This window comes from Virgibacillus sp. MSJ-26 (assembly GCF_018918075.1).
Lineage (GTDB): Bacteria > Bacillota > Bacilli > Bacillales > Amphibacillaceae > MSJ-26.
This window is the reverse complement of record NZ_JAHLPW010000013.1, coordinates 110,811-121,845: the sequence shown is the minus strand read 5'-3', so window position 1 is coordinate 121,845 and position 11,035 is coordinate 110,811. Positions and strand designations below refer to the sequence as shown.

Below are 11,035 nucleotides of genomic sequence, written 5' to 3'. Positions count from 1 at the left end.
ACATATCTTCCCACAGTTTAAAAAATTAAATACATGGGGTTTATTTGATATGCCAAATTTTTTCAATCAATAAATCCTTATTGAATTTATAAGGTTTAGACTTGACTAATCGTAGGAAAGAGGATGGGACAAAACTAAGTATTAGTAATTGATTTTAAAAGTGTATATTAAAAGAAATATACTTTAATACGTTCGCTTTTACATTAACTAAAATACTTATGTCCCAACATCTTTCCCTATTTAATATAACTGACGTTCCCGTCCACCTTATCGTCCTTAATTGCGGTTCTTTCTTTAGCAGCACTTCGTGAAGAAAGGAGAATGAAATAGCTTAAAACCCCAAAATAGCATGAGATAAACAGGGCGTGAAGTAATGCAATTCCGAGATTCAGTAATGTGAAAATAATTAGTGCACCAAAAGCGACTTGAAGGGTAATAAATGTAGCTAACGAAATTAAGCCCCAATACATTACACGACTAGATTGATATTGTTTAATCAGTTTAAATACAAAAAGGATTGTCCAAATGAAAAGGATTCCTGCAGCTAAACGATGTCCCATTTGGACCCATACTTCCATGTGGTTTGTTGACATAAAGGAAAAAGGCTTTGCGTTAGTGCAAAATGGCCAACTTTCACAAGCAAGTTCTGAATTAGTGTGGCGTACTAACGCACCAGTATATACGACGATGAATGTATAGATTGTTAACAAATAAATTTCAACTCGATGTTTCTTTTGTATGAATAAGGATTCTGCGTCAAACTTTTTATCAATCTCAAATATTAATAAGGCAAGTAGGAAAATAGCTGCGAATGAAATAAGGGATATTCCGAAATGAAGTGCCAAGACAAAGTCGGATTGCCCCCACACAACTGCAGCTGCTCCAATTAATCCTTGTAACACTAGGAAGAAGAGTGACATAAAAGATAAGAATTTCACTTCCCGTATATGTCCAATATGCTTCCACGAGAGAAAAGATAAGGCCAATACAGCAATACCTACGATACCTGAGACCAGTCGGTGACTAAGTTCTATAACTAATTCTGGCGTGATTTCTGATGGAATCAATTCACCATGACATAAAGGCCAACTTGCTCCACATCCTGCACCTGAATCTGTTTTAGTAACAAGAGCACCACCAAGCAAAACAAAAACCATGCCTAAAGTAGCAATTACTGATAACCATTTTAAATATTTAATCATAACGATGCCTCACTTTAACTTGATGTATCTTATTTTACAAATTGTAACATTTATAAAACACATTACATTCTATAATAATAGGTAGTATGTAAACAAAGCAATTAATTGAAACAATAAATAAAAGAATGTTTCGCCTATGATATAATAACACGTAATAAATATGTTTTCACTATGATTAAGTTGAAAATACTTGCATTGTTACTTTTATTTTGCTAGAAATAATATGAGGGGTGCTTTGATAGTCATAACTTTTATGCAGGTGAAACCTTGTTACTACGCATATGTGAGAAAAACGAAAGGGGCAATTATGCCTTTTATTTGTTTAAGAATAAATGTCACAAAGACGTCACAAATAAGGAAAAATTAGACAGAAAAGTTAAAAGTGACTTTGCCTTATGAAGGATAGATTGTTATGCTATAACATGCTACAATGATTTTTGTAGGGTGGAAAGTAATGAATATAATGAAAAGTAAAAATGAAAATGTATATGAATGCTGTTGTAATTAACAAAGCATTGTAATGTTTGGAGGAGGGATGTTCGTAATGTCAGTAGTGGGATAAGTCAACATATGAAAGCAATTGTGCTGATTACTCCCTCTGATGCATTAAATTATCACTTTTTATAGGAAATCACATAATTCTTGCAATGCATTATCATCGGAAAAAACTTTAAATAGAATCTTAAGAAGACAGCAGTTAGATCATGAACTGAATTTGTCTTGCTTAGATTCAAAGTTTAGCATGTAAACAAATCTCTTCACTCTTTTTAATAAAGAATATACATATATGGCGATTTATACTGTTGTATCAGTAATTGGTTATTTAAACAGAAATAATTAACATGTAACGCCATAAAGAGAGTCAGTGTTTATATGAAATTCCTTTCCATGTAAGTGGAACTTATAGAATAAAATAGTTATAAAGACAAAAACTTATAAAAGATATTCATTAACTATATTCCAATTTTGTTATGATAGTAAAATCTAGATTGTGCCCTGAGTAATGTGAGTAATTGTATTAAATAAAATAAATTTAATGATGCAACAAACAGAAAGAGAGGTAAAACTACATGATAGGTAGGATGGGAAAATTTAGAGCGTTATTTTTGCTTGGCTCATTAGCGTTAATTTTATCAGGCTGCGGTAAAGAGAATTTAACCGCTCTAGTACCAAAGGGGTATGGCTCAGAGGCCTCGATGAACTTAATCATTCTTACTACAGTGGTTATGTCATTTGTGTTTTTAGCTGTTATTATTCCGCTTGTAATCGTCTTACTTCGTTTCCGTGAAAAGAAGGGACAAGAGGATTTTATTCCTAAACAAGTTGAAGGTAACCAAACACTTGAAACTGTGTGGACAGTCATTCCAATTATTTTAGTTATTATTATGGCGGTTCCAACAGTTATTGCAACTTTTGATTTGGCTGATACAAGTGAGGCAAGTGAGCATATTAATATCAATGTAACAGGTAATCAGTACTGGTGGCATTTCGATTACGAAGATGACGGGGTGCAAACAAGTCAAGACTTGTATATACCAGCTGGAGAAAGAGTATATTTAAACATGATTGCAGCAGATGTCACGCACTCATTTTGGGTACCAACCATCTCTGGAAAATTAGATGTGAACCCAGAAAACGTCAATACTTTGTATATTGAAGCGTATGAAGAGGGAGTATATTGGGGTAAATGTGCTGAATTCTGTGGACCTTCACACTCACTGATGGACTTTAAAGTTATTGTTGTAAGTCCTGAAGAGTATGAGCAATGGTTGGCAGATATGGGTAATGTCAATCCAGATGAAGTTCCGGGAGATGCTGTTGCCGCAGAAGGTAAAGAATTATTTGAAGAGAAAAGTTGTATGGGCTGTCACGCGATTGGAGATTCTCCAGGTCAAGTAGGTCCTAACTTAACAAACTTTGGTAACCGTACGACGATTGCGGGAATTCTTGATCCAACAAAAGAAAATCTGGTTGATTGGATTATGGATCCTGAATCAATTAAACCAGGTAACTTAATGACTGGTAAATATCCAGATCTTTCAGATGATGAAGCAGATAAAATTGCTGAGTATCTATTGCAATTAAAAGAAACAGATGTAACGCCTGAAAGTGCTGGTAATTAATAGACAAGAAGAGGATTTAGGGTAGGTAAAATATAAAGGGAGGTATAAGTTGTGAGTTTAGCAGCTACTCAGAAAAAGGGCTTTGGTGCTTTTTTATGGGATTACCTAACGACGGTAGACCATAAAAAGATAGCCCACTTATATTTAGCAGGTGGAGGTTTCTTCTTCTTACTAGGAGGAATTGAAGCAGTAATCATTCGTATACAGTTGATTAAACCTGAAAACGATTTTATTAGCGCTGGTTTATATAACGAAATGATTACTATGCATGGAACAACAATGATATTTTTGGCAGCGATGCCGATACTACTTGGTTTAATGAACGCTGCGATGCCACTTCAAATTGGTGCTCGTGACGTCGCATTTCCGTTTCTAAACTCATTAGGTTTTTGGTTGTTTATGTTCGGTGGTATATTACTGAACTTAAGTTGGTTTTTAGATGGAGCGCCAGATGCTGGTTGGACGTCCTATGCTGCATTGGCTATGGATTCACCAGGACACGGTGTCGATTTCTATGTTGCAGGACTGCAAATTGCTGGGGCAGGTACCCTTATGGGGGGAATTAATTTCCTCGTTACAGTAGTTACGATGAGAGCTCCGGGAATGACATACATGCGTATGCCTCTATTTACATGGGCAACGTTTATTACAAGTGTTTTAATTCTATTTGCATTCCCAGCATTAACGATTAACTTATTCCTTTTAATGTTTGATCGTATGTTTGGTACAGCATTCTTTGATGTTTCACTCGGAGGTAACACGATTATCTGGCAGCACTTATTCTGGATATTCGGACACCCTGAAGTTTATATTTTGATTTTGCCATTGTTTGGTTTATTCAGTGATGTATTCTCAACTTTCTCTAGAAAAAGATTGTTTGGATACACAGCAATGGTTTTTGCTACAATGTTAATTGCCTTCTTAGGATTTATGGTTTGGGCACACCACATGTTTACAGTAGGTTTAGGTCCAGTTGCTAACTCAATCTTTGCGGTAGCGACCATGGCCATTGCAGTGCCAACTGGTATTAAAATCTTTAACTGGCTTGCAACAATGTGGGGAGGAAGTGTTAAGATTAATGCTGCTATGCTATGGGCATTGGGATTCATTCCGTCCTTCACAATCGGTGGGATGACCGGAGTTATGCTTGGTTCAGCCGTAGCAGACTTCCAGTATCATGACACGTACTTTGTTGTGGCACACTTCCACTATGTCATTGTAGGTGGTACAGTCTTTGGTATTTTCTGTGGCCTGCATTACTGGTGGCCGCTATTGTTTGGAAAAATTCTAAACGAAACTATGGGTAAATTAACGTTCTGGACGTTCTTCATTGGCTTCCACTTAACGTTTTTTATCCAACACTTCCTTGGACTAATGGGGATGCCACGCCGTTATTGGGTATTCCTTGAAAATCAAGGACTGGATTTGGGGAACCTGATTAGTACGATAGGTGCCTTCTTTATGTCATTTGCAGTTATCGTATTCTTGATTAATATTGTACACACAGCAGTAAAAGGAGAAAAAGCTCCAGCGGATCCGTGGGATGGTCGTACATTAGAATGGGCAACTGAATCATCGCCACCTCCGTATTATAACTTTAAGCAATTACCATTAACACGTGGTCTTGACCCATTATGGATTGAAAAGACAGAAGGTAAAGGACATATGACGCCGGCAGAACCTTTAGGAGACGTTCATATGCCGAATGGTTCATTCTTACCGTTCCTTATGTCTTTAGGATTCTTCGTGGCAGGCCTTGGGTTTATCTATCAGACAGATGAAAAACTATGGTATATAGCCTTATATGGCGGTATGGCGTTTGCACTGCTTATGATGATTATCCGTTCTGTTAAAGATGATCACGGTTATTATATTAAAAAAGAAGAATTTGAAAGGGAGGCTGAATAGTAATGAGTCACGATCATTCTCTATATCCTGAAACAATGCCGCAAAATCCCGAAAAAGCCACCCTTGAAGGTAAAAATAAGTTTCTAGGTCTTTGGTTCTTCCTTGGAGGCGAGACAGTTCTCTTCGCCTCCTTGTTTGGAACTTACCTAGCTCTAAAGGATTCTACAGCTGGAGGACCATCTTCAGAAGAACTGTTTGGCTTAGAGCTCGTTTTTATAATGACAGTTTTGTTACTTACTAGCTCTTTGACAAGTGTTTATGCAATGTACCATATGAGAAATAATGACTTTAAAAAAATGCAATTATGGTTAGGCATTACTGCATTACTTGGTATAGGATTTTTGGGACTTGAAATATACGAGTTTTCTCATTATATAACTGAGTATGGTTTTACATTTCGTTCGTCAGCATTTGGTTCCGCCTTCTATGCTTTAGTTGGCTTTCATGGTGGGCACGTAACATTTGGTATATGCTGGATTATAGCCTTGATGATTAGAAATGCAAGAAGAGGCTTAAACTTATACAATGCGCCTAAATTTAATACATATAGTCTATATTGGCACTATATTGATGTTATCTGGGTTTTTGTATTTACAGTTGTATACTTGATGGGAAAGGTGGGCTAAATTATGACTGAAAACACCAATACCAAAACAAATAAAAATTTAGATGCTTTTCAAAAACGTAAAAATAAAGAAGAAATGAAACGTCAACTCATTTCATTTGGTTTAATGATTGTACTAACATTGATTGCATTTGCAGTAGTGGCAACTGGCGCTATCGAAAGTATGTTTGTAATACCACTTCTTGCATTTCTAGCAGTTATACAAGTAGCATTTCAATTTTATTACTTTATGCACATGAAAGATAAAGGTCACGAGATGCCGACAGTATTAATTTACGGTGGTGTCTGGGCTGCATTATTAACACTTGCAGGTTTAGCTTTAATTTCATGGTGGTAAGCCTTAAAAAGTCGGGGAATCATTCCCCGTCTTTTTATTTTGAGGCTATTACGTGTTTATGTATTTTTATTTCGTCATAATTATCTACTGAATATAGTGACACGTTATAATCTTTTGTAAATCAGAAGTGATCTGGTCTGGTATTGAATTTAAAAAATGTGTGACTAAATTGTCATAGTTTATTCGTGTTTTAACAAGTTGAATAAGTTATAATAGAGTGTAGAATCCAATTTCTATGGAGTGATTTAAATGTGGTTAGAAATACAAATATTTGGGTTTCGCGCTTTATGGAGTCCATACTTTTTAAGTTTCGTGATTGTTTTAGGTATAGCATATTACTTAATGACCGGTCCTTTTCGTCATAAATTTGGTGGAAAATCTGAGCCTGCTCCAAGCGGTAAGCAGAGAGTTCTTTTTTATATAGGTCTATTACTGTTATATATAGCCAAAGGATCACCAATTGATTTATTATCACATATTATGCTAACTGCACATATGATTCAAATGGTTATTTTATTTCTAATATTTCCTATTTTTATTATCAAAGGATTGCCAAAATGGATGTGGAGGAAAATTGTTTATGCGCCGGTGTTTAAATCTATTATTAGGGTATTAACAAAACCTATCGTTGCTTTAGTATCATTTAATGTTTTGTTTTCCCTATACCACATGCCAGTTATCTTTGATTATTCCAAATCATCACAGTTTGCACATACATCAACGATTCTGATATTGCTTTTCTTCGCATTTATAATGTGGTGGCCGATAATTACTCCACTGGAAGAGTTTGATACTTTGGCACCGTTACTTAAAATGGGATACCTTGTAGCGAGTGCGGCCATCATTACAGTGGCATGTGCTTTGATAATTTTTGCTTCAACCCCAGTATTTAACGCTTATAGTTCTGAAGGGTCATGGATTCAGGCGATGAGTTTATGTGTTCCGAATGATGTCTTAGATGGCCTTGCTGTTTCCATCTCAGGCCCAGAAATGTTCTCACCTTTAAGTGTTCTTGAAGATCAGCAATTGGGCGGTATTATTATGAAAATCATGCAAGAAATTGTTTATATTGTTATGTTGGCTCGTATATTCTTCTCTTGGTTTACAAGAGAGAGTTTAACTGTCGATCCGTTACCAACGACAGAAATTCAGGAATAGTTAAAACCAATTACTAAAAAGTGTGGAAGCAATTACTTCCACACTTTTTTATATCTTGACTTTCCATTTTATGATATCTGCTTCTTTGGCAGAGTTAAAGGCAATAACGAGGAGAGGACCTAAAATAAACCCGAAAACACCCATCAATTTCAATCCTAAAAACATTGCTATTAACGTTGCTAACGGTGACAAGCCAATATGTTGTCCCATGACTTTAGGTTCGACGATTCTTCTGATAGCCAATAAAATAATTGCCAGTACAGCAAGTTTTACACCCATAATGGTATCTCCGGATAAAAACATAAAAATTGCCCAGGGTCCTAGCACAATGATTGAACCTATAATCGGTATGAGGTCAATTACCCATATGATAAGCGACATCACCAAAGCGACATGAGGCGCGATTATAAGCAGACCTATTAAAGAGACAATAAAAATAATTAAACTCATTAAAAATTGTGCTTTTAAAAATCCAAGCATAACACTAGATAATCTTTCATTCATGAAGGAGACTTTTTTGGCGGTTTCCTCTGTCAAAAGATGGTATGACTTTGCTTTTAAAAAAGGAAGTTCCAACATGAAAAGAAAAAGTGCAATTAGATAAACAATAAAACTTATGAGGTATTGGGGTACTTTTGCAAAAACTTGTGCGATATTATCAATTGTAATCTTTTCTTTTATGGTTGTATTTAATGCTATTAAATTATCCTGGAAGCTGTCTGATACTTGTTTTACAAATTCAGGTGGTAAATTGCTAGCATAATGTTGAAAATTTTCTTCCCATTCATTATAAAGACTGTTAATTTGATTAATGTACATTGGTATATCTTCCACAAAGTTTACAAGTTGGCCAATTGCCTTAGTAACAATTAGAGTTCCAGCTACCCCAACGAATATCAAAAAAAGTAGAAAAACTATAATCACGGATGCTTTTCTGTTTATTCTTAATCGATGTTGAACTATTCTTACAAGAGGGTTAAGCATTAATGCTGTGATTAAGGCAATTACTAAAGGTAATGATATGGGGAAAATAAAGTAAAAAATTAAAATGATGGATATAAATAAGAAGAACAGTGTCCATTGGCGTTTGGTAATATTACGAAACAACGTCCTTAAACGCCTCCTTTCAACAATAGATCGTTTGCTAAATTGGTATATAAAATATATCATTTAATCCACTACTTGAACAGTTTAAACACTAGTCACTCTTTATAATGAACGGATATTTCTATATGATAATCTTAAAAACGAATTAAGTTAGGGTGAGGATCAATTACTAAGAAAAAAAGTGCAAGTGCTCGTTAAGCCTCAGTTATAGCTTAAGAAGGAAAACGTAGTGGCGGTTTTTGCCACGTAGATTTACCGCTTAAGACCTTAGGCGGGCTGAGTGCTTGCACTCGGCGTGGCCACTTTTAGTATGAAGTTATTCACAGAAGCTTTCTTTTATAGTTTTCTAACCTATTAAAAAACCGACTACTTTAATCATTTCATGTAGTCGGTTCTAGACTTTTACTTTTTATATAATGTTATTTCTTCTTTAACGTTACTTATGAGATTTTTGGCACGCTCAACAAGATTCTCAGGGAAGTTTTCTTCTTCACCATATTCTACCCCATGTGGGTAATAATGTTTACCCAAGAGAGGGGTCATTAGCTTTATAACTGCGTTGCCTCGATCTACATCCCCTTCGATAGCATACCCTTGAATTCGAATGTAATATGTAATGTTTTTTTCTTTGGATCCAATTTTGTAATCATATGTGACTCGTTCATAGTCCCATTGAGCTGCACGAATAAATGCATGCTTTCCCATTATGTGATCTAATGGTTTCAGGTCAAGAACTAAATCGTCAATTCCCAAGTTTTCCAATTTCATCTTTTTCACCTCGCAAATTTATCCTTACTAAACCTATGATAGTAGAAAATACAGCAACTTGCAATGGAAAAGAATGTTTGAGCGGGCATAAAACGTTTAAATAACAGTGAGACATATACACTTCACACTGAAAAGTTAATTAATAAGATTGGTTATGCTATACATATTAGAGATTCTATGGTTTTTTAAAATTTTAGTAATGTAAACTAGTGGATTATCATATGATAGAGCAAACTAGTGAGTTAAGGAGGCAATTATGAGACTTATTAAATTTATTTTCATAATTTTAATAATATCTGCAATAACCTATTTGACAATCCAGAAAAGTGACTTATTTCAAGAGACAACCATAAAGAAGTGGAATTATACCATGCCAAAAGAAAGCAAATTAAAAAGTAAAGACATTCCTGAAGAAAGAAAGCTTAGCAAGACGTTTCAGGGCGACTTGTTTGATTGGATAGGTAAGACATCTGAAGCCTTGTTAAATAAGATGGGAGAGCCTAAAAGTCAAGATTTAAGTGCTTATGGCTATACATGGTGGGTCTATAAAGATTCAAATGACCAATATATTCAGTTTGGCATAAAAGACGATAAAATAGTGACTATTTTTGCAGCTGGTGAAGACTTGGGGACTGACCCATTAAAAATCGGACAAAAATATGATTCAGTTAAAGATGAATTTCATTTTGATGATAAAGTGAATTATCGTCATGGGGTTTCTACTTATCAGTTTGAATTAACGACTAAAGATCTAAAAAAGCAACCGCTAATTAAAGTGACGGATAATGTGTTTGTTCAATTATATTTCGATACGTTTAATGAACGTCTGACGTCCTTAAGAATTCTTGATGGTGACGTATTATTAAACCATAGACCATACCAAATGGTCTATCGTGGTAGTCTTGAAGAGCCGAAAAAATTATCTGATGACAAGTGGTTAGAAGTTGAAAAAGGGATGGAACAACAAATTTTTGATATAACGAATGTAATTAGAAAAGCGTATGATAAAAATGAATTGAAGTGGGAAGAATCAGTAAGAGAAGTTGCTTTCCTTCACAGTAAAGATATGGAAGAAAATGATTACTTTTCACACCATAATCTAGATGGTGGAGGGTTAAAAGAGCGGTTAGCCGATAAGGATATTTTTTACTCTGCTGCAGGGGAAAATATAGCTGCAGAGTATTCTGATGCACCTGCTGTCGTTGCAGGGTGGCTCAATAGTGAGGAGCATAGAGATGCTTTACTCAATGAAAGCTATACACATTTAGGAGTAGGGGTTTATCGACTTTATTACACACAAAATTTTCTCACCAAATATGAATGAACTCTCAGCGAATGCACAGTCAAAATAAACTGTCATATTATAATCTAGAGGTTGTTAATGTATCGCTTAGGTTATGGATTATAATAATGGGGTGAAAAATATGGGTGATGATAACTTACATCCTACAGTTGCTGAGTTTAAATCTTTTATAAATAAACATCCAAAGTTGGTTGAAAAGATACGAAAAAATGGTTCTTCATGGCAAGAGTATTATGAGAAATGGGTTCTTCTTGAAGAAGACGATCCATACTGGGAACAGTTTAAAGATTATACCAATCCCCAACAAAAATCTGATAGCAAGACCGAATGGGTTAGCCACCTGTTGAAGATGACAGAAAATATAGACATTAAGAAAGTGCAAGAGCAAGTAAATCAGTTAAGTGGGACGGTTTCTACATTACAAGAAGTTTTAGGGGAATTTAAAGCGAAAGAAGATCCAACCCCTCAACGCAGACAGTTTAACTGGTTTAAGGATTGATATAA

At 35.2% G+C, this 11,035-nt stretch carries 10 protein-coding genes; 7 read left to right on the top strand and 3 right to left on the bottom strand.

The window, feature by feature from the left end; genetic code table 11:
- Positions 1-236: 236 nt before the first annotated feature.
- On the bottom strand, positions 237-1,202 hold the full coding sequence (locus KQI49_RS13150) for a COX15/CtaA family protein (protein WP_216489613.1): 966 nt from the start codon (positions 1,200-1,202) through the stop codon (positions 237-239).
- 1,070 nt (positions 1,203-2,272) lie between these two features.
- Between KQI49_RS13150 and coxB the strand changes: the two genes are divergently transcribed.
- From coxB to ctaG, 5 genes are all read left to right on the top strand, one after another.
- A complete protein-coding gene (gene coxB, locus KQI49_RS13145; RefSeq protein ID WP_216489612.1) occupies positions 2,273-3,325 on the top strand; it encodes a cytochrome c oxidase subunit II in 1,053 nt (350 codons plus the stop codon).
- A 51-nt stretch (positions 3,326-3,376) separates the two neighbouring features.
- Positions 3,377-5,233 (top strand): cytochrome c oxidase subunit I, encoded by a 1,857-nt coding sequence (ctaD, locus tag KQI49_RS13140; RefSeq protein ID WP_216489611.1) that lies wholly within the window; start codon positions 3,377-3,379, stop codon positions 5,231-5,233.
- Between the two features lie 2 nt (positions 5,234-5,235).
- The gene (locus KQI49_RS13135; RefSeq protein ID WP_216489610.1) at positions 5,236-5,859 is read left to right on the top strand and encodes a cytochrome (ubi)quinol oxidase subunit III; all 624 of its coding nucleotides are present in this window, start codon (positions 5,236-5,238) and stop codon (positions 5,857-5,859) included.
- A 3-nt stretch (positions 5,860-5,862) separates the two neighbouring features.
- Entirely contained in the window at positions 5,863-6,195 is a 333-nt protein-coding gene (gene ctaF, locus KQI49_RS13130; RefSeq protein WP_216489609.1) for a cytochrome c oxidase subunit IVB, read from the top strand.
- 249 nt (positions 6,196-6,444) lie between these two features.
- Positions 6,445-7,353 (top strand): cytochrome c oxidase assembly factor CtaG, encoded by a 909-nt coding sequence (gene ctaG / locus KQI49_RS13125; RefSeq protein ID WP_216489608.1) that lies wholly within the window; start codon positions 6,445-6,447, stop codon positions 7,351-7,353.
- Between the two features lie 48 nt (positions 7,354-7,401).
- Here ctaG and ytvI read toward each other — a convergent pair whose 3' ends face one another.
- Positions 7,402-8,460, bottom strand: coding sequence for a sporulation integral membrane protein YtvI (gene ytvI, locus KQI49_RS13120; RefSeq protein WP_216489607.1), 1,059 nt, complete (start codon positions 8,458-8,460; stop codon positions 7,402-7,404).
- A gap of 402 nt (positions 8,461-8,862) precedes the next feature.
- Positions 8,863-9,228, bottom strand: coding sequence for a YugN family protein (locus tag KQI49_RS13115; protein ID WP_216489606.1), 366 nt, complete (start codon positions 9,226-9,228; stop codon positions 8,863-8,865).
- 256 nt (positions 9,229-9,484) lie between these two features.
- Here KQI49_RS13115 and KQI49_RS13110 point away from each other — a divergent pair, with 256 nt between their 5' ends.
- Entirely contained in the window at positions 9,485-10,552 is a 1,068-nt protein-coding gene (locus KQI49_RS13110) for a CAP domain-containing protein (RefSeq protein WP_216489605.1), read from the top strand.
- 100 nt (positions 10,553-10,652) lie between these two features.
- Positions 10,653-11,030: a spore coat protein YlbD gene (gene ylbD / locus KQI49_RS13105; protein WP_216489604.1), complete on the top strand. Its 378-nt coding sequence runs from the start codon at positions 10,653-10,655 to the stop codon at positions 11,028-11,030.
- Positions 11,031-11,035: the final 5 nt, after the last annotated feature.

Bases quoted from the DNA above. Each gene is read 5' to 3' on its own strand.
- KQI49_RS13150 (WP_216489613.1), bottom strand. From the start codon at position 1,202: ATGATTAAATATTTAAAATGGTTATCAGTAATTGCTACTTTAGGCATG.
- coxB (WP_216489612.1), top strand. From the start codon at position 2,273: ATGATAGGTAGGATGGGAAAATTTAGAGCGTTATTTTTGCTTGGCTCA.
- KQI49_RS13135 (WP_216489610.1), top strand. From the start codon at position 5,236: ATGAGTCACGATCATTCTCTATATCCTGAAACAATGCCGCAAAATCCC.
- ctaF (WP_216489609.1), top strand. From the start codon at position 5,863: ATGACTGAAAACACCAATACCAAAACAAATAAAAATTTAGATGCTTTT.
- ctaG (WP_216489608.1), top strand. From the start codon at position 6,445: ATGTGGTTAGAAATACAAATATTTGGGTTTCGCGCTTTATGGAGTCCA.
- KQI49_RS13115 (WP_216489606.1), bottom strand. From the start codon at position 9,228: ATGAAATTGGAAAACTTGGGAATTGACGATTTAGTTCTTGACCTGAAA.
- KQI49_RS13110 (WP_216489605.1), top strand. From the start codon at position 9,485: ATGAGACTTATTAAATTTATTTTCATAATTTTAATAATATCTGCAATA.
- ylbD (WP_216489604.1), top strand. From the start codon at position 10,653: ATGGGTGATGATAACTTACATCCTACAGTTGCTGAGTTTAAATCTTTT.